General features: G+C 63.0%; 22 protein-coding genes. 6 read left to right on the top strand and 16 right to left on the bottom strand.

Going from position 1 to position 26,491, the window contains the following annotated elements; genetic code table 11:
- Position 1: 1 nt before the first annotated feature.
- Complete coding sequence (locus AC6CH3_RS07325) at positions 2 to 1,237, bottom strand: CaiB/BaiF CoA transferase family protein (protein WP_498131799.1); 1,236 nt, start codon at positions 1,235 to 1,237, stop codon at positions 2 to 4.
- Between the two features lie 666 nt (positions 1,238 to 1,903).
- On the opposite strand from AC6CH3_RS07325, the gene AC6CH3_RS07320 reads away from it, so the two are divergent.
- The 5 genes from AC6CH3_RS07320 to AC6CH3_RS07300 are packed head-to-tail and all read left to right on the top strand — an operon-like array spanning position 1,904 to position 9,428.
- Entirely contained in the window at positions 1,904 to 2,299 is a 396-nt protein-coding gene (locus AC6CH3_RS07320; RefSeq protein ID WP_498131798.1) for a hypothetical protein, read from the top strand.
- A gap of 38 nt (positions 2,300 to 2,337) precedes the next feature.
- The gene (locus tag AC6CH3_RS07315) at positions 2,338 to 4,365 is read left to right on the top strand and encodes a GMC family oxidoreductase (RefSeq protein WP_498131797.1); all 2,028 of its coding nucleotides are present in this window, start codon (positions 2,338 to 2,340) and stop codon (positions 4,363 to 4,365) included.
- 8 nt (positions 4,366 to 4,373) lie between these two features.
- Positions 4,374 to 6,242, top strand: a complete 1,869-nt coding sequence (locus tag AC6CH3_RS07310; protein ID WP_498131796.1) for a peroxidase family protein — start codon at positions 4,374 to 4,376, stop codon at positions 6,240 to 6,242.
- Entirely contained in the window at positions 6,239 to 8,620 is a 2,382-nt protein-coding gene (locus AC6CH3_RS07305; protein WP_498131795.1) for a patatin-like protein, read from the top strand. The genes AC6CH3_RS07310 and AC6CH3_RS07305 overlap by 4 nt, the downstream gene beginning before the upstream one ends.
- A 10-nt stretch (positions 8,621 to 8,630) precedes the next feature.
- Positions 8,631 to 9,428 (top strand): alpha/beta hydrolase, encoded by a 798-nt coding sequence (locus AC6CH3_RS07300; RefSeq protein ID WP_498131794.1) that lies wholly within the window; start codon positions 8,631 to 8,633, stop codon positions 9,426 to 9,428.
- A 286-nt stretch (positions 9,429 to 9,714) separates the two neighbouring features.
- Here the strand turns inward: AC6CH3_RS07300 and AC6CH3_RS07295 are convergent, their stop codons facing one another.
- Positions 9,715 to 10,101: a winged helix-turn-helix transcriptional regulator gene (locus tag AC6CH3_RS07295; RefSeq protein ID WP_498131793.1), complete on the bottom strand. Its 387-nt coding sequence runs from the start codon at positions 10,099 to 10,101 to the stop codon at positions 9,715 to 9,717.
- Positions 10,102 to 10,181: 80 nt separating this feature from the next.
- On the opposite strand from AC6CH3_RS07295, the gene AC6CH3_RS07290 reads away from it, so the two are divergent.
- Positions 10,182 to 10,592, top strand: a complete 411-nt coding sequence (locus AC6CH3_RS07290; protein ID WP_498131792.1) for a RidA family protein — start codon at positions 10,182 to 10,184, stop codon at positions 10,590 to 10,592.
- Between the two features lie 38 nt (positions 10,593 to 10,630).
- Here the strand turns inward: AC6CH3_RS07290 and AC6CH3_RS07285 are convergent, their stop codons facing one another.
- The 14 genes from AC6CH3_RS07285 to AC6CH3_RS07220 all read right to left on the bottom strand — a co-directional run bounded on the left by AC6CH3_RS07285 (position 10,631) and on the right by AC6CH3_RS07220 (position 26,488).
- Complete coding sequence (locus AC6CH3_RS07285) at positions 10,631 to 11,017, bottom strand: VOC family protein (RefSeq protein WP_498131791.1); 387 nt, start codon at positions 11,015 to 11,017, stop codon at positions 10,631 to 10,633.
- Positions 11,018 to 11,117: 100 nt separating this feature from the next.
- Positions 11,118 to 11,933, bottom strand: a complete 816-nt coding sequence (locus AC6CH3_RS07280) for a hypothetical protein (protein ID WP_498131790.1) — start codon at positions 11,931 to 11,933, stop codon at positions 11,118 to 11,120.
- 204 nt (positions 11,934 to 12,137) lie between these two features.
- A complete protein-coding gene (locus tag AC6CH3_RS07275; protein WP_498131789.1) occupies positions 12,138 to 12,950 on the bottom strand; it encodes an MBL fold metallo-hydrolase in 813 nt (270 codons plus the stop codon).
- Positions 12,951 to 13,070: 120 nt separating this feature from the next.
- Positions 13,071 to 13,874 (bottom strand): gamma-glutamyl-gamma-aminobutyrate hydrolase family protein, encoded by an 804-nt coding sequence (locus AC6CH3_RS07270; protein ID WP_498131788.1) that lies wholly within the window; start codon positions 13,872 to 13,874, stop codon positions 13,071 to 13,073.
- A gap of 312 nt (positions 13,875 to 14,186) precedes the next feature.
- Complete coding sequence (locus AC6CH3_RS07265; protein WP_498131787.1) at positions 14,187 to 14,789, bottom strand: TetR/AcrR family transcriptional regulator; 603 nt, start codon at positions 14,787 to 14,789, stop codon at positions 14,187 to 14,189.
- Between the two features lie 62 nt (positions 14,790 to 14,851).
- A complete protein-coding gene (locus tag AC6CH3_RS07260; RefSeq protein WP_498131786.1) occupies positions 14,852 to 15,718 on the bottom strand; it encodes an alpha/beta fold hydrolase in 867 nt (288 codons plus the stop codon).
- 46 nt (positions 15,719 to 15,764) lie between these two features.
- Complete coding sequence (locus AC6CH3_RS07255; protein ID WP_498131785.1) at positions 15,765 to 16,763, bottom strand: NADP-dependent oxidoreductase; 999 nt, start codon at positions 16,761 to 16,763, stop codon at positions 15,765 to 15,767.
- Positions 16,764 to 17,050: 287 nt separating this feature from the next.
- Entirely contained in the window at positions 17,051 to 19,222 is a 2,172-nt protein-coding gene (locus AC6CH3_RS07250; protein WP_498131784.1) for an amylo-alpha-1,6-glucosidase, read from the bottom strand.
- A 193-nt stretch (positions 19,223 to 19,415) separates the two neighbouring features.
- On the bottom strand, positions 19,416 to 20,966 hold the full coding sequence (locus AC6CH3_RS07245) for an SLC13 family permease (protein ID WP_498131783.1): 1,551 nt from the start codon (positions 20,964 to 20,966) through the stop codon (positions 19,416 to 19,418).
- Positions 20,967 to 21,029: 63 nt separating this feature from the next.
- Positions 21,030 to 21,224: a hypothetical protein gene (locus AC6CH3_RS07240; RefSeq protein ID WP_498131782.1), complete on the bottom strand. Its 195-nt coding sequence runs from the start codon at positions 21,222 to 21,224 to the stop codon at positions 21,030 to 21,032.
- 301 nt (positions 21,225 to 21,525) lie between these two features.
- Complete coding sequence (locus AC6CH3_RS07235) at positions 21,526 to 23,058, bottom strand: NAD-dependent succinate-semialdehyde dehydrogenase (protein ID WP_498131781.1); 1,533 nt, start codon at positions 23,056 to 23,058, stop codon at positions 21,526 to 21,528.
- Positions 23,059 to 23,145: 87 nt separating this feature from the next.
- Positions 23,146 to 24,837: a thiamine pyrophosphate-dependent enzyme gene (locus AC6CH3_RS07230; RefSeq protein ID WP_498131780.1), complete on the bottom strand. Its 1,692-nt coding sequence runs from the start codon at positions 24,835 to 24,837 to the stop codon at positions 23,146 to 23,148.
- Positions 24,838 to 24,895: 58 nt separating this feature from the next.
- Entirely contained in the window at positions 24,896 to 25,573 is a 678-nt protein-coding gene (locus AC6CH3_RS07225; RefSeq protein ID WP_498131779.1) for a 4-carboxy-4-hydroxy-2-oxoadipate aldolase/oxaloacetate decarboxylase, read from the bottom strand.
- A gap of 3 nt (positions 25,574 to 25,576) precedes the next feature.
- Positions 25,577 to 26,488 (bottom strand): ABC transporter substrate-binding protein, encoded by a 912-nt coding sequence (locus AC6CH3_RS07220; protein WP_498131778.1) that lies wholly within the window; start codon positions 26,486 to 26,488, stop codon positions 25,577 to 25,579.
- Positions 26,489 to 26,491: the final 3 nt, after the last annotated feature.

Genomic DNA, 26,491 nt, shown 5'->3' with positions numbered 1-26,491 from the left:
ATCACCGCACCTCCTGCAGTCCGAGCCCTGCGATCTGTTCAGCGTCCATGCCGGCAAGCTCTTGCAGAACCTCTTGGGTGTGCTGGCCCAGTTCCGGGCCGACCCATTTGACGTGGCCTTGGTGGCCGGGGATCTTTGGCACGACGCCGGGGAAGCGGATCAGCTCGGGCTCGTCCTCGATGACCACTTCGTGGGTCTGGATCATGTCCCGGGCCAGGTAGTGCTTGTCGACGGCGATGCTCGGGGCGTCGTAGACGGGGCCTGCGGGCACGCCGGCCTCGTCCAGTTTGTCCAGCACCTCGGTAAGGGGCATGCTGCCCGTCCAGGCGGAGATGGCGCCGTTGAGTTCTTCCTCCCGGGCACCGCGGGCCTCTGTGGTGAGGAGGGTTTCGTCCTCGGCGAGGTCGTTGCGGCCGATCGCCCGCATCAAGCGCATGAACACGGAGTTGGAATTTCCGCCGATGACCACCTCGAGTTTGTCCCCGCAGAGGTAGGAGCCGGTGGGTACGACGCCGGGCAGGGCACCGCCTGTGCGCTGCCGGATCATGCCGTATGCGTCGTAGTCCGGGACGAGTGATTCGAGCAGGCTGAAGACACCCTCGTAGAGGGCTACGTCGACTACCTTGGACGTGCCGGTCTCGAGTCCGCGGGCCTTCTGCAGCATGAGCATCAGGGCACCGATGACCCCGTAGAGACCGGCGACGGTGTCACCCATGCTGGCGGCTGCACGGCCGGCGGGTCGGTCGGGTTCGCCGGTGATGTAGCGCAGGCCGGCGAAGGACTCCGCCGAGCTGCCGAAGCCTGCCCGGTTCTTGTAGGGGCCGGTTTGGCCATATCCGGAGATCCGGACCATCACCATGTCCGGGTTGAGTTCCTGCAGTATGTCCGGGCCCAGGCCCCACTTTTCGAGGGTGCCGGGACGGAAGTTTTCGATAACCACGTCGCATTGCGCTGCGATCTTCTTGACCGCCTCACGCCCGGCCTCCGAGCGGAGGTCCAGGGCCACCGACTTCTTGTTGCGGCCGATGGTGCGGAACAGCATGGACGTGGTGCCGCGGGTCTTGCGCCAGTCCCGCAGCTCGTCGCCGCCCTGGGGCTTTTCGATCTTGATGACCTCGGCCCCGAAGTCACCAAAGAGGCGGGCGGCGAACGGTGCCGCGATAAAGCTGCCGAGCTCCAGCACGCGGATGCCTTGGAGGGGGAGGGAGTTGCCCTCCAGATGAAGTTCCTGCGTCATGTGATTCCTGCCTGCGTCTTCGGGTGCGAGATTCCCACTCAGTGGGAGATGCCTGTCATTGAGCGGATAGACGATAGCACCGGCATGTGACTGGCGCAACACTTCTGACAGACACAAGATTGCCCAAGCGACCGACGGGTGAATCTTCTCGTCCGGACCTGCTCGCGCATGGGCGTTCGCCGCACCCTGTGTGAGGGCATCCCACCCGGATGCCATCCTCGTGATGCGGGTGTATTCCCCTTCCAGGGCGCAGTCAAGACACCAGCGGGACAGGCCTTGTGACCAACCAGTTATGCATTTTCGACAAGCCTGTAACTATTCGCGGTTGATCCGCTCATGAGTCAAAGCGGCGGGGAGGCGCATGGGGTCACTTCAGCATCTGGATAGGGTCATTGACTTCAACCAACTCATCCGGAATACTGCAATTCGTTGGATTAATTGCGGCTCGTGAACCTCATTCGATTGTTCCGCCGCGTGTGCAAATGTGCCGGGTTCCCCGGCGACCATATTGAAGCAGAAGCAGCCCAGCCGAAGGATCGCATTTCCAAAAGGTCTATGTCCGTACTTTGCCTTTGCCCACCGTCTCTTGCCTAATCCCCGAACACTTCCGCAGTGCGTGGGAATGTCCAGCGGATTAGACGATTCAGTATCTAGAGGATTATCTCCATGTCAGCATCAATCTCAAGCACTGTCGCGCGAAAATCCCTTGGTGTCATTCGCATAGGGTTTGGCGCAGCCGCCTTGGTGGTCCCGCATTTCCTGATCAAAAACTTCCGCACAAAACCAGAAGAATCAGAGGAGGCACGGGAAAAGGCCGTTGCTGCCCAATATGCTTTCCGGCTCTTCGGAATCAGGACCGTCATCATCGGCCTTGAGCTGCTCGTTCTGAAGGGCCCCGCTCTTGAACGCGCCGCGAACCTGGCCCCGATCATTCACGGGAGCGACACCGTCTCCGCCTTCATCGCGGCAAAGTATGGTCCACTGCCAAAACGGATGGGCATCATGCTCGTAACCATCTCGGTAGTCAACACCGGGCTGTCGCTACTGGCGCGACGGCGTTAAGCACTCACGCCCGATCAACTTGGGGGGTTGATTGAACAATGAATAGCTCACAAAGAGCAGCGGTCCTTCCCGCTCACCCGTTACCGGATCCATATTCCGGGCAGGACAAGGAACCCGGCGGGGGCACCGAGGAATTCGACTACATCGTTGTCGGTTCAGGGGCCGGTGGTGGGCCGCTGGCCGCCAGGCTGGCCCAAGCCGGCATGAAGGTGCTGCTGCTGGAGGCCGGAAGCGACGAAGACTCAGTCAATTATCAGGTCCCCGGTTTCCACGCCGCCGCCACCGAAGATGAGGTCCAGCGCTGGGATTACTTCGTTCGGCACTATGCCGACCGCGGCCAGCAGGCCAAGGACGAAAAGTTCCTGCCCGATAGGGACGGAGTCCTGTATCCACGCGCCGGCACCTTGGGCGGCTGCACTGCACACAATGCCATGATCACTGTCTGCCCCCATAACAGCGACTGGGACCGGCTCGCGGAGCTGACCGGCGACACGTCCTGGCACAGCCGCCGGATGCAGCGCTATTTTCACAGGCTGGAGCGCTGCACCTACATACCCAAACCGTGGCCGGTGCCGGACTGGCTGGACTGGCTGCGGCATATTCCGCTCATTTCGGATCGGCTGGTCAACAGGAGCCGCCACGGTTTCAAAGGCTGGCTCGGCACGGATGTCGCCAGTCCGGCCCTTGCGCTCGGAGACGGCCAACTGCTGAAGATCATCCTTTCAGCAGCCGAAAGTTCCTTGGGAGATTTCCTGAAACGCCCGCTCGCCCCCTTGGAAGGGCTAAACGGCTTCTTCGATCCGAACGACTGGCGTGCACGGAAACGCAATGCCCAAGGGGTCTGGTTCGTGCCGCTGGCGACGACCGGCGGACGGCGGAACGGGAGCCGCGAACGCATCCAGGCAGTGGCGGAGAAGCTTCCGCGGTACCTGCAGGTGCGGACGAATGCGCTTGTCACGAAAGTCCTGCTGGACCAATCCAACCGGGCAGTCGGCGTCGAATATCTCGATTCCAAACATGCCTACCGTGCCGATCCAAGAGCAGCGCAGGACAGGCCGCTCCCGGTCCCCCGCCGGATGCACGCCAGACGCGAGGTCATCCTGGCAGCCGGTGCCTTCAACACGCCGCAGTTGCTCATGCTCTCCGGCATTGGCCCTGCAGACGAATTGAAGCGGCATGGACTGGCCGTCCGCGTCGACCTGCCCGGCGTCGGGCAGGGCCTGCAGGACCGCTATGAGGTGGGGGTTGTTTCCGAGCTGAACGAGGAATTCCCGATCCTTCGCGGTAAGTCCTTCGCCGCGCCGGTACCGGGGACCGACCCTGAGCAGGCCTTCCAGGACTGGCAGGCAGGCAAGGGCCTGTACACCAGCAACGGCGTGGTCGTGGGCATCACGGCGAAGTCTAAGCCTGAGCGGCCTGAGCCCGACCTGTTCATTTTCGGCCTGCCCATCAAGTTCACGGGCTACTACCCGGGATATTCACGGGTGCTGGAAGGTCCCCGCAATTTCTTCACCTGGGCAATCCTGAAGTCCCACACAAACAACACGGCCGGCGCCGTCAGGCTGCGCTCTTCGGACCCCCGCGATCCTCCCGAGATCAATTTCCGCTACTTCGACGAGGGCAACGACGACGGCGAGGACCTTGACGCCGTCGTCACCGGCATCGAATTTGCCCGCAGCATCATGGATAAGGCCAGCACGTTTATCCGCCGGGAAGCCGTCCCGGGAGAGGCGGTGCAATCGCGCGAGGAATTGCGTGAATTCGTGCGGAGTCAGGCATGGGGCCATCATGCCTCCTGCACCTGCCGGATGGGCAAGCCGGACGACCCGCTGTCAGTTGTGAATTCCCGCTTCCAGGTCAGGGGTGTAGCCAACCTTCGGATCGTTGATGCGTCGATCTTCCGCTCGATACCGGGGTTCTTCATTGCCGCCGCCATTTACATGGCAGCCGAGAAGGCCGCCGACGCAATCCTTGCCGATGTCCCTTCACGTACCCGTCTGATGCATCGGATGGGCAAAATCTCAGCTGCCGGCTTTATACGCCGGGGCATCCGACCAAGGCTCTAGGAGGAGTCATGAAACTCATGGAAGTACAGCAAGTCATCAAGCCTGCGCTGCGCCGCCCTGTCGGCGGAGCACAGCGGAAACCCCGCGGGTCGATACTCGGGCGGGCCTGGGCGGCAACGGCCGAATACCTCGACCATACCTTCGGCTGGCACCGGTTGCCGAAGTATCTTGGCCTGGCCGTACTCCTCGGCTTGCGGACCACGCTCCGCAAGGAAAACCTGTATGACACCTCCCATCTTCCGACGCATGACGCGCCTGAAGCGCCGCCGGCAGGACATAACGTCATGCATCGCAGTGCGGATGGTTCCTGGAACGACCGAAAGTCCGCTGCGATGGGCATGGCCAATACCCGCTTCGGCCGAAACATTCCCCTCGAAAGCGTCCATATGGATCCCGATCAGCTGATGTCGCCAAACCCGCGTCAGATCAGCCGGGAACTGCTGACGAGGGAACAACTTGTTCCCGCTACAACGGTGAACGCGCTTGTGGCCTCCTGGTTGCAGTTCATGGTCTTCGATTGGTTCGACCATGGCGAGGGCTCTGAAGCTGATCAATGGGAAGTCGAGCTGCTGCCGGAAGACCCCTGGCCCGAACCCAGCCTCCGCATCAGGCGCTTCATCCCCGACGGCACCCGCCCGGACCCCGGCGCCAATCCGCCGACGTTCCTCAACACCGAGACCCATTGGTGGGACGCCTCGCAGATCTACGGCAGCAACTCCGAAGAACAGCATTTCTATCGGACGGGGTCAAGCGGGAAGCTGTACCTCGACAACGACGGTCTCCCGGTACCGCCCCAGGATCCCGAGAAGGATCCGACCCGCAAGCCAGGCTTCTGGCTGGGGCAGCTGATGATGCAGACGTTATTCCGCCGGGAGCACAATGCGATCTGCGACCGGCTCCGGGCCGAGTACCCGACGTGGTCGGATGAGGAGTATTTCCAGCGGGCACGTCTGATCAACGCGGCGCTGATCGCCAAAATCCACACGGTTGAATGGACGCCGGCCGTGATCAGCCACCCCACCACCGCCACCGCCCTGCGGCTGAATTGGTGGGGTCTGGCGGGCGAACGCATACACCGGATCTTCGGCCGGATCAGCAGCAGTGAAGTCATCAGCGGCATTCCCGGCTCGCCGACGGACCATGACGATGTTCCGTTCAGCATCACCGAGGAGTTCGGGGCGGTCTATCGGATGCATCCGCTGATACCAGACGACTACCGCTTCCGCAGCAACGACGACGACAGCCTGCTCGGCGAGCGGACCATGCGCGACATTGCAGGCCCGGACGGTTCCTTCCAGACAGCGCGGGAGATGTCGATGGCGAATGCGTTCTACACCTTCGGCACGATGCATCCCGGCCTGGTGACCTTGCATAACTTCCCGAAGTTCCTCCAGACCTTCGAGCGGCCCGATGGGGCCCTGATGGATCTGGCCGCCACCGACATTCTTCGGGAGCGCGAACAAGGAATTCCGCGGTACAACGAGTTCCGGCGCCTGCTGCACATGAAACCGTTCCGGACGTTCGAAGAACTGGCGGAAAACCCTGACGATGTCCCGACCCTGCGCCGGCTATATGAGGACGACATCGAAAAGGTCGATCTGATGGTCGGCATGTTCGCCGAAAAGCGGCCTGCAGGGTTTGCCTTCAGCGACACCGCGTTCCGGGTGTTCATCCTGATGGCCTCCCGCAGGCTCAACAGCGACCGGTTCTTCACCACGGACTACCGCCAGGAGGTGTACTCCAAAGCGGGCATGGACTGGATCGCCGACAATACGTTCGCCACGGTACTGATCCGGCATTATCCCGAATTATCCGACGCGCTGGGCGGCCTCAAGAACGCCTTCCTGCCTTGGCGGTCGGCGGCGACGGAACCGTGAGCGGCTACCGGGAGCTGCGTCTGGCGCTGGTCTGCACCGGCGGCGTCTCCCTCGCTGTGTACATGTTCGGGATCACCCGCGAGATCCAAGAGCTGCTCATCGCTTCGGCCGAGAACGAAACCGGCGGCGAGGGTACCCACGAACCGGCCACTCTCCGGGGCATCTACCGCGAAGCGCTGGCCCGCACCGGCCGCGACAGCGTTCCGGTGAAAGTCGTCGTCGACACCATCGCAGGAACGTCTGCAGGCGGCATCGACGGCGTCTACCTCGCCAAAGCCATCGCCGGGGACCTCACCCAGGACCCGTTGAGGGAGCTGTGGTTCGAGCAGGCGGACATCAGGAAGCTGCTGGCCGGGACCGGACCGGCGTGGTTCAAGGTGGCGCTTTTCATCAGCCGGCTGCTGTTCAGCGGTGGCCATGCCGAGGCGCCGCTGGGCGGCCGCCGGATGATCCGGCTGATCCATGAAGGCCTGAAGCAGATGGATCAGGAGGATGCCCGCCCGGGTGGAAACGGAACCCTAATCCCTCCCAATCAATCCCTGGACCTCTACATCACCCTCACAGACGGACGGGGGTACCGCAGATTGGTCAACGTGGTCCCGGGCGGAGAACTTCTGCAGGACAGGACGCACCGGCATGTGATGCATTTCCGGGCCACCCCGCCTGACCGTTCACCCGGGGCCTCGGGCAGCGGACGGAAAAACCAGTTCTCCGCGGCCTACAACCGTGCACTGACCTTCGCGGCGCGTGCCACGTCCAGTTTCCCCGGCGCTTTTCCGCCGGTCACACTCGCGGATTTCGGTGACGAAGTTTCCCTCTCAGGATTGGGCGAGTTTGATCCGGAACGGTTCTGCAGCGAATTCTTCGCGGAGTACGGCCTGCTCGAAGAGGATCCCCGGAAGTCCTGGTTCGTTGATGGGGGCGTGCTCGATAACCACCCCTTCGGACATGCCATCAAAGCCATAGAGCGCAAGGGCGCAGGTGCCGAAGTGGACCGGCGGATCGTCTATGTCCAGCCGTCTCCCGCCGGCCGGCCAACAGACCATCCGGAGACGGGAACCGCAGCCCGGCGCGGCGGCGCGGTGAAACTTCCGTCGTGGCTGGAGACGGTCCTGGCCGCGAAGAGCACTATTCCAGCCCATGAGCCCATCCTCGACGAGATCCTGTCACTCAGGAACCGGAACGACCGGATCCGGCGCCTCGCAGTGCTGGCGACGGAACAACTGCCGGACATACTCCACGTCTTGTCCCGCCACCCCGGCTGGCAGGCCGAGCCCGACTACGAGAAAATCCGGTCGCTTATCCACGCCATGCATGAGGAGGCCGAGCGTCGTCTCGGTATCCACATGGAGACATACCGCACCCTGAGACTTCAGTCATTGGCTGCAAACCTAGGCGATGCCGTCTGCACCGGTTTCGGCTACCCGACCGCCTCATCCCCGGCGGCGCTGATCCGCGACATCCTGACCCTCTGGATCCGGCGCATCGCCGCCGAGCTGGGAGACGCAGCCGGTTCCATGGCGTTCCTGAGCCTCTATGACCTTCCGTTCCGGGAACGCCGGCTGCGTTTCATCATTGACGGCCTCAATCTGTTGTACAAGTCAGACATGGCCTCCCCTGACAGGCCGGCGGTGGACAGGCTCAAGTTCCAGCTCTACGAAGCCCTGGACCGGCTCTGGAGTTTGCCCGGCCGAATGGGATCGGCCCTCGATCTGGAGGCCTACGCGCTCTTCGGACAGGATGCATTACGACCCTGGCTTGGCAAGGATCCTTCCGGTTTCATCGCGGAGCATGTGAGCGGGCTCGAAGTGTTCCTCAACGACGTCAAGAACTGGATGGATGCGGAACTCAACGATCTCGAGCGGCATTGCTGGGAGCAGATACATGAAGCAACGCGGTCATGGGCTCCGGAGGTCCGGACAAACATCCTGGCCCGATTCCTCGGCTTCCCGCTGTGGGACGTCACGAGCTTTCCCGTCACGGCACTGTCACAGGTGCCGCAATCCACCCCGATCAATATCAACCGTTTTAATCCCGATGACGCCTTGGCGCTGCAATGGGAAGGGCCGAAGCTCCTCAGCACCGACTTCAAAAGCTTCGGCGGGTTCTTCGAACGCCGACGACGTGAGAACGACTTCCTCTGGGGCCGCCTCGACGCAGTGGAACTGCTTCTGCGCCTAATCGACCCGGAGATAGATGACCGCACGCTCGCGGCCGCTTTCCGCTGCGTCCTGCAGGAGGAACACGCGCTGGGCGTCCTGGCCGGAGACGCTGACGGCGACCTGCGGCCCCGGCTGGAAGCAGCCATAGCCGGTCTTGAATCGCGGCCAACCGGGCAGTCCAGCAGCACCAACATCCGCCACAAATTGATCGCATAGGAGACGCATCATGGCTAAGAACATTCTGCTCATTCACGGGTTGTGGCTCACGCCGCGGGTGTGGGACAACTTCACCGGCTACTTCGAGGAGCGCGGGTACCGCGTGGCAGCACCCGGCTGGCCGGGAATCGGCGACCGCACCGTGGAGGCCGTGCGCCAGGATCCCGCGGAACTTGCCCAGCTGAGGATCTCCACTCTCGTGGACTTCTATGCAGAAAGCATCAGCAGCATGGAAGAACCTCCGGCCCTGATCGGCCACTCCATGGGCGGTCTCATTGTTCAGCTGTTGCTGGATCGCGGCCTTGGCTCGGCGGGTGTGGCCATCGATTCGGCGGCGCCCGCGCGCGTCCTGTCCTTCCCGATCTCCACGATGAAGGCGGTCTCACCTGCCCTGGCCAACCCGCGCAACCGGCAACGCGCCGTCGGACTGACACCCAAACAGTTCCACTATGCCTTCACGAACTCAATGTCCCCGGAAGCCAGCGACGAATTCTACGAGCGGTATTGCATACCGGCCCCCGGAAGGATCGTTTTCCAGAACGCCCTCGGCCACATGGTTCCACGCGCCGAAAGCCGGGTGAACATGCGCAATAGCAGCCGCGCGCCATTGCTGTTCGTCGCCGGCGGCGCAGACCACACCATCCCGCCCCAGACCAACAAGGCAAACTACCGCAAGCAGCGCAAATCAGCGGCCGGCACGGAATTCATGGAATTTCCCGGCAGGAACCACCTGCTCCTGGTCCAGGACGGCTGGGACGAAATTGCCGGCAGCATCGAGAAATGGCTAGCGGTACACGCAGCGGTCTGACCTGAACGAAAAGCACAGAGGACCCGCAAAACCGGCAGCTCCGGCCCTAGATCGGAAGGGTCACTCACAAGCAGCCAGTCCTTGATGGTCATGGCTTGCCGGGCAAGGAAACACGTCCTTGTGCCGGCGGCTGGGTCATGCGCGGGCGGCCAGGAACCGCTTGTCGAACACTTTATCGCCTGCTCCAAGCCTCAAGGGGACGACGACGCGGCCGACCCACTGGCCTAGAAATTAATCCCGGACTCCAGCACCACATTAGGCAGCCGGCGATTAGGGCGCTCCGTCGTCAGGTGTCTTCGGACAGTTCCTGGAGGTCGAAGGCATCGCGTGCCTGTTCGATGTGGGGCATCTGCGCTGCAGCCCATTCCAGGAGCACGTCGATGGGGTGGCGAAGTGTCTTGCCCAATGGTGTGATGCGGTACTCAACCGCCACGGGGCGCGAGCTCAGCAGCTTGCGTTCGACGATGCCGTTGCGTTCGAGGCGCCGCAGCGTCGCCGTCAAGGACTTCTGCGACAACGCGGGGATCGCGCGCCGCAGTTGGCTGAACCGGCACGGCCGCTCGCAAAGTTCGTTGAGCACGCTCAGTGACCACTTGTCGAGAACTTGATCGAGCAATTCCCGGTGTGGGGAGCTGATCTCCAGCGGGTCAGTGTGGCTAGTGGTATCCGGCATGAAACCTGGTCTCGTTGAAGTGTCCTGCATCTACTAGGTATCAAAGATATACCAAGTTCATCTCTCTTCTAAGGAGTCTCATGTCTGTTCAGCGTTTCAGCCCTGAAGGCCTGATGCAGCCCACCCCGTACCACCATGTCGCGCTCGGCACCGGTACGCGTCATGTTCACGTTGCCGGCCAGATCTCCCGCCTGGCGGATGCTACGCCCGTCGCGCCGGGTGATCTGGCCGGTCAGGTCGCCCAGGCTCTTCGTAATACGGCGACCGGGCTAGCCGGCGGTGGCGCGACCTTCGATGACGTGGTGCGTTTGACGTTCTACGTGACCTCCTGGGCTCCGGAGAAGATCACCGCTCTCATGGAAGGTATCGAAAGTGTCGCCGCAGAGACCGGACTGCCCACGCCGATGCCGCCGACCTCGCTGATCGGCGTCGAGTCTCTGTTTGAGCCCGACGTGCTCGTCGAGATCGAAGCAACCGCCGTTCTGGATTAGCAACACCGCCAAAGGCGACCGTCTGCGTACCTTGTAGTTCATGCAGCACCCGATCCGTACGGACGCGTGATCGCCTCGAGAAAATGCCCGTCAGGATCCGCGAAGTAGACGCCCCGTCCGCCATCGTTGTGGTTGATCTGCTGCGAGCGGGACCGTCCCGGGTCCGCCCAGTAGGGGATGCCCAGGGCCTGGATCCTTGCGAAGATTCCGTCGAAGTCCTCCTCGCTGACCAGGAAGGCGTAGTGCTGCGGGGAGATGGGCCGGTCTGCCGTGGCGAAATCGAGGGCAACTCCGTGGTCGAGGGGCACGGTCATGAAAGACCACATGGGCTGGGGCTTCGGCAGACCGAGCACGTTGGCCAGGAACTCCGCCGAACGGCGCTTGTCCGTTGCGTAGACGATGGTGTGGTTGAAAGTGACCGTCATGGTGACCTCCTCGGGTGTTTTGTCCAGCAGTCGGGGAAGCTTCGCACTTCGGGAACGTGCTTCAACATGACGGGTTCCACAACGTTTGATTTAAGGTTGGTCAGGCCTTGGCGACCGGGAGCACGAGCATGTAGCCGGCCGGCAGATTGCTGCTCCAGCGTCGCGGCTCGCGGACGACGAACTGCGTCGCCAACTGCTTCGGCGTGAGCAGGGCGTTGGGCGCGGGGGACGGTCCCCACCGCTCGTCGCCGTACGGGTAGAGCGGATCTTGAACGCGGATTCCGGTGACCGAGAAATCAGGGAACTGGTCGGGGTCGCCGAGTGACGCGAAGCCGCTCATCACCCATACGTGGCGCCCGCGCCACATGACCAGCCCGACCGGCCGGCCCGTGTCAGCGATGGCGCGCGCCGCGGTTCGTAGCGCTTCCTGGTAGTCGGCAATGCTGACGACGGTGTACGGACCCATTCCGACCTTGGTCAGCACTTGCGCCCAGCCCAGGGGATTGGCACCGTTGAACGAATTGGACGACCGTGCCCGGGCCATCTCCCACAGCTGACCCTGCTGAACGGGATCGGCCCAAGTCCGGCCCCTCGTGTCGTCGATGAGATTGTGCATGATCTGGATGCTCGCCGCCACACACCACTCGAAGGTGTACTGGGGAACGAAGTCCCCCTCCTGGTAGAGGTTGAGGGCGAACGCCCGGGGCACCGGCGCCGGCGTGGGAACCAATGTCGGAGTGGGGGATGGGGGCTGGTGAGGAGCTGGGATGTCATCGCGTGCGGCTGGCGGGGCCGAGGAGGTCTGGACCGGTCGATCGGTGGCAGCCTCATCGAGGCTGGTGGCGGGCGTGCAGCCCGAAAGAAGGGTCGCTGGGACGACGAACCAGGCCAGAATACGGAGCTGGACACCGATCATGATCAATCCATTTTATCGCGACGCGGCGGGAATGCGTCCTGCAGGGCCGGGCAGGGCGTCTCCACGGCGGGCGACCTCATGGCCTTGGCCGAAGCCCTCACTGATGGCAAGCTGCTCAACCCGGACCTTCAAAAGAAGCGGAGGGCTTGGCACACTGAGGTGACACTTCAATCCCCAACTGACGCTAAACGGGAAATGAGCGGTTCAGGTCAAATGGTCGAAGTCTCTTCGCGCCCAAGCAGCGTGCCGGTTGGCAGAATCATGCAGAACGGCCTTGGCTTCGGACGCGATTACATTGTTGAAGTTGCCGTAGATCCGGTCGAACGTGAGCCCTCCCAGCTGCGCGGCGAGTCGCAACGCCACCGCGCCGGATAGCGGCAAATGATTCGGGTAGCTGCGCATGAAGGCGATTGAGCGACGGTCTGGATTCGGGAATACGCTGTCACCGCTCAGCAGCACTCCTCTGCCGCCCGCTCCTGCAGCCCAGTGCGCCACAGCGCTGCCCGGGAAGTGCCCCCCGGTCTGGTGTAGCGTCAACCCTTCGGCGATGGTTCGCGTGCCGGACCAGTATTCGATGGTCGGATCGTTGCGCCCCAGCCATTGCCGGTCTGCGTCGGCAACTAGGACGGGGACGCCACCGAGCCGATGCGACCATTCGACCTGCACGCCGAACATGTGTGGATGGCTGGCGGCGATCGCCAGGACCTGGCCTCGCTCCAGCACTGCCTTCACAGCGCTGTCATCGACGTAGCCGACAGGATCCCACAGCAGCGAACCCTCGTGTGTCACGACAAGCTGGGCGGTCTGGCCGATCCCGACCTTTGGCTCGGTTTTGATCGCGATAAGTCCCGGCTCATTCTCCGTCAACAGTGTCTGCTGGCCCTCGTGCGCCAGCCCGTCCAGTGTGAGCCATCTTTGTCCGTCCTCGGGCACATACTGCCGCTCATCGGTGCAGATCGGGCAGACCACTGGGGTGGGTTCGTCGCGTTCGACGGCACAGGTTGCGCAGATCAGCATGGTCGGTCCCTTCTAAGCGCCACATATCCTGCTTTCCCGCCTTCTTCACCTCTGGTGGCGGGTTGGCGTGCCCAGACTATGGCACCGGAAAGTGTCCTAGGAAGAGATCCCTGCGGTATCTCAGTTAGCAGCCATTTCGTGCGCGAACTCGAGGGAATCCACGGGAGCCGGGCGAAGCCGCGACAGCATCTTGGCGCTGGCCGCCTCCACGAAGCCATGGAACAGCGCTTTCTCTTCCGCGAGCTGTTCCGGGTGCCACTGCACCCCCACACAGAAGCCCGCGCCGGGGTGCTCAATTGCTTCGACTATCTGGTCTTCACTCCAAGCGGTGGCGATGAGCCCTTCGCCAAGGCGGTCCACGGCCTGGTGGTGCGAAACGGGAACGGCTTCCAGTGCGTCAGCCCCCAAGAGCCGGCCCAGCCGGGAATCGCGCCGGATGTCGACACGGATGCCATTGAACTGGTAGCCGCCCAGCTGGTAATGGCCGGTTCCCAGGACGTCGGGCAGGTGCTGGTGCAGGGTGCCGCCCAGCGTGACGTTGAGCAGCTGTTCACCCCTGCAGATGCAGAGAAGAGGAACATCCTGGCGGATCGCTTCAAGGATCAGGGCGGCTTCCCACTCATCGCGTTCGGCATGGGGAGAGTCCGTTTCCGGATGCGGCTCCTGACCGTATCGGGCCGGATCCACATCCCAGCCGCCAGGTATGACCAGCCCGTCCAGCCTGCTGACAAGATGCTCTATCATGTCCCCGGTGGTGGGCTGCGGCGGGAGAAGGACCGGAACTGCGCCCGCGTCAAGGATGGGCGTGAGGTACTTCTCGGGGAGGAACGCCGCGCGCACGTTGCCGCACCCGTCGGTGCCGGCCCGCTCAAGATAGGTGGTCAGCCCAATGATCGGCTTGATTGCGGTGTCTGCGGCATTCATCCACATGTCCTTCCGGGAAAGTTCCTACTGCAAGGCTACGAACGGCATGTGTAATCCGTGTTACAGGGCCGTCACCATTGGGTATCCATACCAGCTCGCCGCCGGCAGGCCGGAACTCGGATCCAGTGGTCCCGCCTCAGTGGTGGGCCGGTCTGACCAATTCGTTGGTGAGGCGGGCAATGGCGTCCGTGGCTAGCCAAGTATTTGCCATAACCAGTCGCTTGTCGCGGGCGCTGAAGGGTGGTGTCGCTCAGCGGCAATGCAAACGGGGATGTCGCAGCGCCAGAAATACGACGCGGATTCCCGGAGGCGTCAGCGGGTCAGCAGCACGCTGATCTGGGTGCGGATGTCCTCCACGATCGTGTCGATGCTCAAAGCGGCGTTCACACTTATCGCCATGCTGAGGAACATGATCGCCGAGACGATGTGTGCCGTCGTTGCGGCGCTACCAGCCCCGAGCCGCTCATCCCTGCCAAGGACGGCAGCAACGGCTTCCTCGGTCTGCGCGACGATGGAGAGAGCCTTTCCGTGGTGTGGCTCCGTCGGATCGCCGAAGACCATCTCCCGCAGGTAGGTGCGCCCGTTGTCGACCTGGACGCGGTTGCATTCCACGATTGGCCGCACGATGGACATCACAGCATCCAACACATCCGGGATGGTTTCAGCATCAGCCCGGCCCCGCTCAAGGGCTTCCGCGTAGTGGGCGTTCTGCACGAGCAGGAGGAGTTCACCCTTGGTTTTGGCGTAGAGGAACAGGGTTCCAGTGCCGATGTCAGCCTTGTCAGCGATCTGCTGCGTCGTGACATCCTCGACGCCGTGCTCAGCGAACAGCTCGCTGGCTGCGGCAGTGATGCGGTCGAGTTTCTGCTGCTTGTTCCGCTCGCGCCGTCCGAGCGGATGGGAAGCGACAGACATGACGGTTCCTCCCCCGGAATAAACTGACTGGGCTCAATTATGAGTATAGGTCCCCGGTCCCATCAGCGTGCGAGGAACTCGACGGCGACGGCAGAAAACTTGGCGTGGAACTGGAAGATGCCGCCGTGACCGGAATCGGAGTAGAGGATCAGCTCGGATCCCTTGATGCGACGGTGCAGGTCCTCGGAGAGGATCGACGGCACCATGCGGTCGTTGTCGCCGTTGGCGATGAGGGTGGGCTGGGTGATTTTCGACAGGTCCGACGGGGCGGAGCGGCCGAACTTCTGGATTGCCTTCAGCTGGGTCTGGAAGGCCTTGGTGCTGATCGACTTGTCACGGTCGACGGTGCGCTCCTGAAGGCGCCTGACGAACGCCTTCGCGGCCGGCTTGCCGGTGGCGTTGCGGTTGAAGAACAGAAACTCCTTGGGGTCCGATCGCGTGAGGGTCGCACGGAGGGTGTCCCAGTAGGTGGTGCCGACAACCTTGTCCATGTCCTTGCCGCCGCGCGGCCCTGTTCCAGTCAGGACGAGCTTGCGGACCAGTCCGGGATGCTTAAGGATCAGGTCCTGGGCGATCATGCCGCCCATCGAGAAGGAGAAGACGTCGATCTTGTCGTACCCGAGGGCCTTGATGAAGGTATGGGCGTCGTCGGCCATGGCCTCGATGCTGTCGGGAACCTGACCCGTCGAGGCTCCGACGCCGGGCTGGTCAAAGGCGATGACGTGGCGGTTCTTCGCGATGGGGTCGATGATGCGGGGGTCCCAGTTGTCCAGAGTCGCGGCGAGGTGCACGAAGAAGACCACGGGGATGCCTCCCCTGGGTCCCAGCTCGCGGTACGCATAGGTGACACCCCCGGCGGTGACACTGCCGGCCGGTGCCTTGGCGTACGAGGTAATGACGGATTCGTTCGAAGCGTCGGTCTTTTTCATGATGCTGGTTCTCCTGGATTGCTGGGGATGCATGGTTGTCCGAGGCTCAGCTGCTGAGAGCGACGACGGCTTTGCCTCGGATGCCGCCCTCGGCCAGGGATTCCAGTGCCTGGGGAGTCTGGGCGAAGTCGAAGACCTTCCCCACGATCGGGCGCAGCACGCCCTCGTCCACGAGGGCTGCGATCTCACGCAACTGGTCGCCGCTGGCCCGCATGAAGAGGAACTCGTAGCTGACGCCGAGCTGCTTCGCCTGCCTCCGGATCTTGCTGCTGAGTACCGCGATCGCCAGACGCAGCACAGGGCCTAAACCGGCATCGCGCGCGAATGTGGGGTCTGGTGGGCCGGAGATCCCGATCGCCTTCCCGCCGGGCTTCAGGATGCGCAGCGACTTCTCGAGGTTCTCCCCGCCCAGGCTGTCCAACACCAGGTCGTATCCGGTGAGGAGTTGCTCAAAGTCGTGCGTGCGATAGTCGATCACGGTGTCCGCGCCGAGGTCGCGCACGAACTCGGCATTGGGACCGCTCGTGGTGGTTGCCACAGCAGCTCCGAGGTGTTTGGCGAGCTGGATCGCGATCGAGCCGACCCCGCCGGCGCCGGCGTGAATCAGAACCTTCTGCCCCGGCTGCACATTGCCCTTCTCGACGAGGGCCTGCCACGCTGTGAGTGCCACGAGTGGCAATGAACCTGCCTCGTCCATGCTGGCCGATGCGGGCTTCAGTGCCAGGTCGCCTTCGGCGACGGCGATGCGTTCGGCGAACGTGCCGATGCGGTCCTCGTCGGGGCGGCCGTAGACCTCATCGCCGGGCTTGAACCCTCGCACCTTTGCTCCGACACGGACGACGGTGCCGGCGACGTCATTGCCGAGGATCAGCTGGAGCTTGTAAGGCAGGATCTGCTTGAACTCACCCAGCCGGATCTTCTCGTCCAACTGGTTCAGGCCCGCTGCATGAACCTGAACGAGCACATCGCGGTCCCCGACGGTCGGCTCAGCGACGTCCGCTTCACGTAGCGGCTCCTTGTACTTGGTGATAACGAACGCCCGCATCGGGTGGTGCTCCTTCTGTGACCTGTGTTCATTGGTGCCCTCCCTGCGCGAGCATGACTTGTCCTGCAGCTCGCCCGCCTTGAGAAGTGAGCCTACTCAATTATGACTCTACTCAGTAAATTGTCAAGGACAATGGGCAGGCGCGGCTACACCCACAGGCGTTTTGTGGAGACTGTCCAGACGACCTGGGCACGCGGAAGACGCCGGCGCGCTCACCGAGGCAGCGCAGGTGGTGGCGCCACCAGCGTGCTGTCCGCCGTGGGTAGGGCAAGGGTGATCGATGGCTATTAGCCGTCCGGCCGGGGCGCTTTCTCGCGGCGCAGCAATTCCAGCTCTGAAAAGTTGTCCAGCGGAGGCCGCGTTCCCTTGTGGAAGACCATTCCTTCCGGCAGTCCCTCCACCGCCGCCCGCGTTCCGTTGATGTCCACGCTAACCCTCGCCGTGCCGACCGGTGCATTTGAACCATGCATGAAACCCCATGATTCCGGCAGCACAGGGTCCATCCAAAGCCCGCCCAGGGAGACATGGGCCTCGTAGCGCAGCAGGCTGCGGAGGAGCATCACCGGGGCAGCGGACGCCCAAGCCTGCGGAGAGCAGGCCGTCGGGTAAGGGAGCGGCTCCGGGCACCGGGAGCGGCTGAACCCGCAGAACAGTTCCGGCAGCCTGTTGTCCGTATATTCGGCGGCCTCTAAAAGCGCGGTGGAAAGGGTCTGGGCCTCCTTCACAAATCCATAGCGCATGAGGCCCGCAACTATGAGCGCATTGTCATGCGGCCAGACAGAGCCGTTGTGGTAGCTGACCGGATTGTACGCACCCATGTCCGTCGCCAAGGTGCGGACACCCCAGCCGCTGAACATCTCCGGAGACATGAGCCGGTCGGCCACCTGTTGGGCCTTGTCGGCATCCACAATGCCGGACCACAGGCAGTGGCCCATGTTGGAGGCGCAGGCATCGACCGGCCGCTTGTCCCGGTCGAGCGCGATCGCGTAGTACCCGCGCTCAGGCAACCAGAACACCTCGTTGAACCGCTTCTTCAACTGGGCTGCCCGGTCCTGGAGCTCAGCTGCCAAGTCCCGGTCGCCGGCGTCGTGGGCCATCCAGGCACGGGCGATATAAGCGCTGTAAACGTAACCCTGCACCTCGCACAACGCGATGGGAGGCTCCGCGAGGCTGCCGTCGGCAAAATTGATTCCATCCCAGGAGTCCTTCCAGCCCTGGTTGATAAGGCCTTGATCGTTAAGGCGCTCGTACTCGACGAACCCGTCACCGTCACTGTCGCCGTAGTCCCGGATCCAGTCCAGGGCACGGTCCGCGTGCGGAAGCAGTGCTGCGATGTCCTCCGCGGGAACCCCCCAGCGGGAGACTTCGCCCAGCAGGGCCACGAACAGGGGTGTGGCGTCGGTGCTGCCGTAGTAGGCGGACTTGCCGCCAAGTGCCAGACCCGTGCCGACGCCGAACCGCACCTCGTGCAGGATCCGCCCCGGTTGCTCTTCAGTCAGGACGTCCTCGACTGATCCCTGCCGGTCGGCCAGAGTCTGCAGCGTTCCGAGGGCGAGCGACGCATCGAGCGGCAGAATCATGGACGAGGACAGCAGCGAGTCCCGCCCGAACAGGGCCATGAACCAAGGCGCGCCCGCGGCGGCGACCATGCGGTCGGGATGGTCCGGGTCGACGATGCGCAGGGCGCCGAGATCGTCATGGCTGCGAAGCATCGTTCGCTGCACAGAAGGATTGCCCATTTTCACAACAGGGATAGTTGCAGCCCAGGCCTGTTGCCGCCGGTCCTGGGGAGAAACGGTATCCGGAGCCGGCTGGAAAAGCAGTCCTTCCGCGACGTCCCCCAATTCCGGAACTACTGTCGCCCGGACGCTCCACTCTCCTTGAGCAGGAATAACCGTGTGGAACCGGAGACCATCGGTGCTGACCTCGCAGTCAGCTGCCCGCACGATGACGTCCTTCCTTACCCCTTGCCAGACGGCCTCGATCCTCAGTGACCCGTCCTCGGGTCGACGTGTCTGTTCCCATTGCCGATGGAAGCGCCCATCTTTGACTTCAAAGAGGTCAGCGAAATCCGCATCCACGGAGAGCACGATTTCACAGGGGGACGGCTCTCGGGAGTAATTGTGAATGGTGATGTCCTCGAGTATTCCGGCCCCCAACTCCCGGTTGCGTATCACCGTTAGCGGGCTGTCTGCCCGGCCGTCGGCACGTACGGCCCTGCATGTGTAGGTTGCGCGAAACGGGGAAGAAGTCCAGGCACCCAGCGGCTCCAACTCCTGGCCGTTGACCGTGAGGCACCAGCGGGAAAGGATTCTCGTGTCCCGGTGGAAAACACCATGAGGGTGGTGGGCGAAGATGTCCCCGTTCTGCAGAGAAATGCAGAAGGACGATCCCTCCACGAGCGTTACCGCACCAAGTCCGGTAGGACCGGCTGCATTGTCTGCATTCCATCCGGCCATTGGCTCCCCTTTAAAGAAATCCTTCGGCGTTGCTTCGGTTGCTTGAATCTACGCCTCTCAGCGAATGCGCGCCATATCGTTTTCAATGAGCTAAAGAGGCCGAGCATCTGGGAAGTCGGTCGCGGGTGAGGCATGCCAATAGCGGGCTGAGGAAATGTCCCTCAACCCGCTATGGCAAAGCACCATTCTGCTGCTATCCGCCTGCAAAGACGAGGCTTGCCAGCGGGTATCCGACCAGTACGATGCTGAGGGCAGATACCAGCGTGGCATAGACGCCGTACCGTACGACGGCGCCGGGCTTGACCCAGGGGTCGCCAAAGATCAGGGCCACTGACGCGAGGGACGATGGCAGGGCAAAGCCCATTTGGGCCGCCAGGATCACCAGCGTTCCGACCAAGCGGTTGTCCACTCCGAGCGCTTCGGCGAGGGGAACGCAGACTGCAACGAACATGATGATCACTGGGACGTGATTGGCTACGTTGGTGATGAATGCGATGGCCAGTACCAGGACGAGCATTATCAGGAGCGGGCTCAGGCCGGACGCGAAGAGGGGGCTGAGGGCTCCGACGAGGAAGGTGGTCAGGCCCACCGCGTCCGAGGTAAGCAGCGTGCCAAAGAGCATCGCGCAGGCCACCAGTGAGATGACGCCCCAAGGGACAGTACGGAGAGCTGAGGCGTGATCGAGGAGCGGCTTGCCCTCAATCCGCAGGAGCATCAGCAGGATGACGCCGAAGAGCGTCGGGACAATCAACGTGATCTCGTCAAAGAAGGTGACGATTCCCGCTTGAGGATCGATGAGGCTGATGAGTCCAGGGAGAACCCAGGTGAGGACCACCAAGGAGAAGATGATCGCCGTGGCGGCTTCGCGCCGGCTCAGCGGTGCGGCGTTCTCGGATGCCAGCTCGGCGTAGTCGACGTTCTTGAACCGTTCCAGGCTTGGCTTGACGACGTATCGGAGGAACAGTGCGATGAGGCCGCCCGCGACGATTCCCACGGGAATTCCCACGAGCATGTACTCGACGAATCCGATCGATGCACCGCCGGAAGCGCCGGTGAAAACACCCAGGCCAATGAGGGTGACGGGATGGGAAATCGGGGTGATGGCGAAAGCGATGTTGATCAGGAACGTACAGCCGATGATGACGACGAGGGGATACTTCTCGCCGTAGGTGTATCCGAGCTTGCGGAAGACGGCGTTAAGGAGGGCGATCATGAACACCAGCGTGGGGATGAGGTCCAGGAACATGCCCAGGAAGAATGCGCAGGCGAATAGCGTGTAAGTGAATGCCCAGGGGCTTCGCTGCGCCCACCGGCGCGAGAGGAACCAGTCGGCGATCCTGCTGGTGAGCCCGGATTCGTTGAGGGCGTAGGTCAGGAGGAGGCTGCCAATAACAAAGGCCACTACCCAGTTGCCCACGGATTCCTGGAGAGCCTTCCAGATGCCGTGGAGAGCTGCCGGCTCCATCACTGAATTGATAAAGAAGGCGCTCAGCGTGATGCCGAGGACGCTCGGCCACACCAAGTCCACGGTGGTCCATAGGTAGAGCGTTCCAGCAAAGACCCCGACCACCGCCATGCCGGTGGGTGTCATAGGAGCCGGGGCGGGGAGGAGCGAAATCACCGCCATCAGGGCAAGGCCAATGACCGTGTGGACAAGGTACGACGACTTTGTACGAGGACTCGTGGACTTTGTGAGTGGACTCGGCGCGGTTGTCTCAGTACGCCCGAGAGTTGTGGAAATCATGATTTGGTCCTTTGTGTAAGTTGTCCCGGGATCACCTCGACGTGATCCGGGAAGGCGTGTCCGCTAAGACGGGGAAATGATGAAGTCGCTGAATCCGCGGCTGCGGGCCGATATGCCGGAGATGGGCTCATTAACCCGGTTGGGGACTGTGCCGCACGCCTTGATCGAGATGAGCACGTCCAGGGGGCCTGGGGAAGGAGCTGGTGCCTGTTCGAGCACCATCGGGGCACTGACATTGTGCATTCGTGCTGCCAACATCGTTGTTGTTTCATCAGTTCTGGTCCTATGAAAATTCAGGGTTCGCGGACGGGCCGCACCAAGATAAACGGGGAACTGCAGGGATTCCTGTGAGTCATGAACGTCCTCTGCAGTGTCATTCAAGTGTTGCCGGTCACAGATTGCCCTGCCATCGGTTTCCCGCTGGGCGGGAAAGATGTTCATACGCTTTCGCAGGAGGCATCTGCGCACATCGGCCCTGAATTACGGCACAGCAAAAGGAGACTGGGCAGTCAATGACTGCCCAGTCTCCTTGTCCCGGCCCTGATAACGACGTCGAGCGTCAGGGCGCGCCAACGCGCGCGTAGGGGTCGGCGATGCCGAGGTATTGGGTGGTGGTGTATTCGGCGATGCCTTCGGTGCCGCCTTCGCGGCCGAGGCCGGAGTGCTTGACGCCGCCGAAGGGGGCGGCGGCGTTGGAGATGATGCCGGCGTTGAAGCCGACCATGCCGAATTCGATCTGTTCGGCCACGCGCAGGAGGCGGTTGAAGTCGCGGCTGTAGAGGTAGGAGGCGAGGCCGTATTCGCCGGCGTTGGCCAGGCGGATGGCGTCCGCCTCGGTGGCGAAGGTGGTGACGGGGGCTACGGGTCCGAAGATTTCCTGCCGGAGGATCGCGGCACCGTTCGGCACGTCACCGAGCACGGTGGGCTGGTAGAAGTAGCCGGCGCCGTCCACGGGTGCGCCGCCGGTGAGGGCGGTGGCTCCGGCGTCGACGGCGGCAGCCACGAGGGCGTGCACGTCGTCGCGGGCGCCGGCGTCGATCAGGGGACCTACTTGGGTGGCGGGTTCGGTGCCTCGCCCGGTGGTCAAGGCACCCATGGCTGCAGCGAACTTACGTGTGAACTCCTGCGCCACTGACTCATGGACGAGGAAGCGGTTGGCGGCGGTGCAGGCTTCGCCCATGTTCCGCATCTTGGCGGCCATGGCCCCTTCGACGGCGGCATCCAGATCGGCGTCTTCGAAGACGATGAACGGGGCGTTGCCGCCGAGCTCCATGGAGGTCCGCAGGACGTTGCCGGCGGCGTCGGCCATGAGGCGTTTGCCGACGGGGGTGGAGCCGGTGAAGGAGACTTTCCGCAGCCGCAGATCGGCCAGCAGCGGCCCGGAAATCCCGGCGGCGGAAGAGGATGCGACGACGTTGAGGACGCCGGCGGGCAGTCCGGCTTCCAGCATGGTCTGCGCGAAGTATTGGGCGGTGAGCGGGGTGAGTTTGGCGGGTTTGAGGACCATGGTGCAGCCTGCGGCGATGGCGGGGGCGACTTTGCGGGTGGCCATCGCGAGGGGGAAGTTCCAGGGCGTGATGAGCAGGCAGGGTCCGACGGGTTTGTGCTGGACGAGGATCTTGTTTTTGCCTTCGGGGGTGGTGAGGTAGCGGCCGTAGTCGCGGACGGTTTCTTCGGAGAACCAGCGCAGGAACTCGGCGCCGTAGGTCACTTCGCCGCGGGCTTCGGCCAGTGGTTTGCCCATTTCCAGGGTCATCAGCAGGGCGAAGTCCTCGGCGCGTGCAGTGACCAGGTCAAAGGCGCGCCGCAGGATCTCGGCCCGCACGCGGGGTGCGGTGCGCGCCCAGGACGCCTGGGCTGCGTCCGCGGCGTCCAAAGCGGCGAGAGCGTCCTCGCTGGTGGCGGAGGCGAGGGTAGCGAGTACCTCCCCGGTGGCGGGGTCGTGCACATCGAACGTGCCGCCGTCGGACGCGTCCCGCCATTGCCCGCCGATCAGCAGGCCGGCGGGGACAGAGGCAAGGAGTGCGGCTTCACGCTCGGATGAGATGGAGCCGGGTGAAACGGCAGGGGAGAATGCGGGGGAAATGGTCATGCGGAAGTCTCCTTGGGAATGCGAAGGTCTGAGGGGTTAGCAGGAGGATGGAGTGTCGCCGTCGGACGCTGGGTGCCGGGCGGAGGCTTAGTAGGCTTTGACTCTTTGCTCGACCACGAGGTGGATGAGCGCGAACACGTGGTCTTCGTCGATGGCTTTAAGAGCTGCTTCGATGGCTGCCGGGATGTCGGAGTCATATTCGACTTTGACGCCGAAGCCGCCGAACGCCTGGGCCATGAGCGCGAATTCCGGGTTCTTCAGCTGGGTACCGGAGATCCGTTCCGGGTAGTGCCGTTCCTGGTGGGTGCGGATGGTTCCGTATTCCTGGTTGTCCATGACGATGACCAGGGGAGTGGCGCTATATTGGGCGGCGGTGGCGAGTTCCTGGCCGTTCATGAGGAATTCGCCGTCTCCGGCGATGGTCACCACCCGCCTGCCCGGATACTCCAGGGAGGCTGCGATGGCGGAGGGAACGGAGTACCCCATGGAACCGTTGCGGGCGCTGATCATCGAGGCGTAGCGCTGGGTGGGGAAATAGCGGTGCGCCCAGTTGGTGTGTTCACCCGCCCCGAGGGTGACCATGGCGTCGGCCGGCAAGGTCGGCACCAGGTTGGCCATCAGAGTGTCCATCCGGGCCGGACCGGCAGTCGGCGTCGCCGGGGGGAGCGTGGCGAAGGACTCCTGTTCGGTGCGCATCCGCGCTGTCCACGCTTTCCACTCCTCTTTGACCGGAAGCTGGATCTTGGCCAGGTCCCGGATGAACACGTCAGGTTTGGCCACGATCTGGTAGGAAACCGGGCCGGAACGGCCCCGGAGGGAAGGATCGATGGTGACGAGGAAGTTCTTTTTGTTCCAGTCCTGGCGGCACAGAAACCCGTCGGTGATGACGTCGCCGGGGACAGTGCCGACGAAGATCAGCAGATCAGTTTCTTCCAGCAGGTCATAGGTGGGCCGTGGGCGGCCGTAACCGATAGGCCCCACGTACGACGGTGAATCGAACGGGACGGTGCCCTCGGTGCGCCATTCGGCGGCGGCCGGGATATGGTGCTCTTCCAGCCACTCGGTGAGCTTATCGGCCCCTTCCTGGGTCCAGTCGTTGCCTCCGGTCACAAACAGGGGCTTGGTTGAGGCGGCAAGGGCTCCCGCAAGGGCGTCTGAATCAGTGCCAGTCATTCCGCCGGTAGCCACAGGGATCGGCGGGTGCGGCGTCGGATCAATCTGTTTGCGGATCACGTCTTCGGGCAGCCCGACGACGACCGGGCCGGGTCTGCCACTCATGGCGGCGAAGAACGCCTCCGCCACGATTTCGGAGGCACGCTCGGCGTGGTCCAGGACCATAACGCGCTTGGCGCCGGTGTCGAACCAGGCTTTGATGTCGAACTCCTGGAAGGCCTCGCGGTCCCGGTGGGCGAAGGGGATCAGCCCCACAAACAGGACCATAGGCGTGGAATCCTGCCACGCGGTGTGCAGTCCCACATGGGCGTTCGCCGCACCGGGTCCCCGGGTGACCATCGCTACACCCGGCACTTGGTTCATTTTGCCGTCGGCTTCTGCCATGTAGGTGGCTCCGCCCTCGTGACGGCAAACAATCGTTTCGATGTCTGAACCATGCAGTCCGTCCAGGACGTCCAGGAAGCTCTCGCCCGGAACGATGTGGGTGCGCTTTACCCCATGGGCCACCAGGGAGTCGACGATGACGTGCCCTGCCGACTTGGTTGCTGGGGCTGCGACGTGTGTGGATGGAACCGGGCCGTTTGAAGTTTCTACTAGTGATGTCATCAGATTCCTGTGAAAAGTGGGATCGGGCAGTTGGTCATTGCTGGAGGGAACGCAGCTCCTAAGAGACGTAGCGGAGGCCTTTGGCCTCCAGTCGCGCGCGCATTCCGTCCTGAGCGTCAAGACTTAGGACCCCTTGGGCGTAGACAGCGCGTTTTTCCTCCTCAAAGGCCTCACGACGCCGGGCGGAGGCGAGGACACCGGAGGCGTCCTCGCGCGGAACTACACAGACGCCGTCGTCGTCCGCGACGATGACGTCGCCAGGGGAGATGAGGCGGCCGCCGCAGACGATCGGAAACTGGACGTCGGCGAGAGTCTCCTTGACGGTTCCCTGCGCACTGACCGCCTTGCTCCAGACAGGGAACCCCATGCGCCTGAGGATCGCGAGATCCCGTACACCTGCATCGATTACCAGGCCCCGGACGCCGCGCGCCATGGCGGACGTGGCGAGCAGGTCACCGAAATACCCGTCGTCGCACGGCGATGTGGGTGTCACGACGAGGATGTCGCCTGGCTGCGCTTGTTCGAGCGCCACATGGATCATCCAGTTATCGCCCGGAGCGACTTCGCAGGTGACAGCGGTGCCGGCGATCGAGACGTCTGACTGGCGCGCCTGCAGCCGCGAATGGAGTAGTCCTGTGCGCTCTTGGGCCTCATGTGTTGTCGCCACGCCCAGCTCTGCGAATGCAGATGCTATCTCGATGGGGGTGCGGACGGCGTTCTTCATGACTCGTGCCATGGGTCACGCCCCTACCGAAAAGTTGACGTCCACTACGCCGCCGGCGGTGGTCCGCTGCGACTCGTTGAGCAGGCCGGAACTGATCATGACGTCGATGGTTACCGCCAGCGCCTCGGGTGAGACTCGAAGCCCGGCCGGCCACATGCCCAGGCCCCGGGTGTATGTCAGGCCTCGGGCGGCAAGCTCAGGGTCGTCCGGGGTGGTAAGCCGCTGATAGATGGGCAGTGTTATGGCGTCGTTGGCCGGGTCATTGACGAAGTCGTGCGCTTCGGACAGGGCGGACACCAGATCCTGCACCGTTTCGTTGTTGTCACGCAGCCAGTCATCTTTGCCGATGATGGCGGCGAAAATGATCTCGGGAATAACATCAGCAACCTCCCCGAGTATGGTGTAGCCGGACTGTGCAGCGAGGAAGTTCCACGGCGCTGGTTGCGGGGCGGCATCAATTTCGTTTTCCTGCAGGGCAGCCCAGCGGGTGGTGTGCACCCCCGCGAGTACGAAGCTGTAATCTTCGGGATAGCTCAGCCCGGCTTCCTTGAGCATGAGCTGCGTGTAAATGGCGGTGCCTTCGGTGAGCGATGACGTGCCGATCCGCTTGCCGCGCAGCTGCTCGAGGGTGGTGATGTCCGGGCGCGCCACCAGCGACATCGGGAGCCGTTCAGAGTTGGACCCGACGATGCGCAGCGTGCCTCCTGACACGAAATCGGCCACAGCGCCTTCCGGCGGGGTGATCGCAAGGTCGGCTGTTCCGTCATGTACAGCGGCGGTCGCTTTATCGACTGAGCCGAGCCGCATGTACTCGATGCTGATGCCATGCCGCTCGAAAATGCCTTGCTCGTCGGCGATGAATACGGGGAGCCAGTTGAATCCCTGGGCTGCGCCGGCAAAGCGTACTTTCTTCAAGTTCTTGCTCATGTC

This window comes from Arthrobacter sp. GQ119 (assembly GCF_059759125.1).
The sequence above is the reverse complement of the archived record's forward strand: the minus strand, read 5'-3'. Positions and strand labels throughout refer to the sequence as shown.